This window comes from Streptomyces glaucosporus (assembly GCF_039533345.1).
Classification (GTDB): Bacteria; Actinomycetota; Actinomycetes; order Streptomycetales; family Streptomycetaceae; genus Streptomyces; species Streptomyces glaucosporus.
Genome location: NZ_BAAATJ010000057.1, coordinates 1 through 910, shown reverse-complemented (window position 1 = coordinate 910; position 910 = coordinate 1). Strand labels below are relative to the sequence as shown.

The following is a 910-nucleotide window of genomic DNA, read 5'->3' as shown; positions in this document are numbered from 1 at the left end:
CTGGAGGTTCGTGACCTCCATGTGGAGTTCAAGACCCGGGACGGGGTGGCCAAGGCCGTCAACGGTGTCAACTACACCGTCAGTGCCGGTGAGACGTTGGCGGTGCTGGGGGAGTCGGGGTCGGGGAAGTCCGTGACCGCGCAGGCGATCATGGGGATTCTGGACATGCCGCCGGGGCGGATTCCGAAGGGGGAGATCCTCTTCCACGGCCGGGACATGCTGCGGATGTCGGCCGAGGAGCGGCGCAGGATCCGGGGCCGGAAGATCGCGATGATCTTCCAGGACGCGTTGTCGTCGCTGAATCCGGTGCTGAGTGTGGGTTATCAGCTGGGGGAGATGTTCCGGGTTCATCAGGGGCTGTCGAAGAAGGACGCCAAGGCCCGGGCGGTGGAGCTGATGGACCGGGTGCGGATTCCGGCGGCGAAGGCGCGGGTGAATGATTATCCGCATCAGTTCTCGGGGGGTATGCGGCAGCGGATCATGATTGCGATGGCGCTGGCGCTGGAGCCGGAGCTGATCATCGCGGACGAGCCGACGACGGCGTTGGATGTGACGGTGCAGGCGCAGGTGATGGACCTGCTGGCGGAGCTGCAGCGTGAGTACCACATGGGGCTGATCCTGATCACGCATGATCTGGGGGTGGTGGCCGATGTGGCGGACAAGATCGCGGTGATGTATGCGGGGCGGATCGTGGAGACCGCTCCGGTGCACGAGTTGTACCGGCGGCCGGCGCATCCGTATACGCGGGGGTTGCTGGATTCGATTCCGCGGTTGGATCAGAAGGGGCAGGAGCTGTATGCGATCAAGGGTCTGCCGCCGAATCTGACGCGTATTCCGTCGGGGTGTGCGTTCAATCCGCGGTGTCCGATGGCGCGGGAGGTGTGCCGCACCGACATCCCGCCCCTGTACC

Annotated in this window: 1 protein-coding gene; it reads left to right on the top strand. The window is 65.1% G+C overall.

What is annotated here, in order from left to right; genetic code table 11:
* A partial coding sequence (locus tag ABD358_RS28330; protein ID WP_344634019.1) for an ABC transporter ATP-binding protein occupies positions 1 to 910 on the top strand: 910 nt, incomplete at both ends.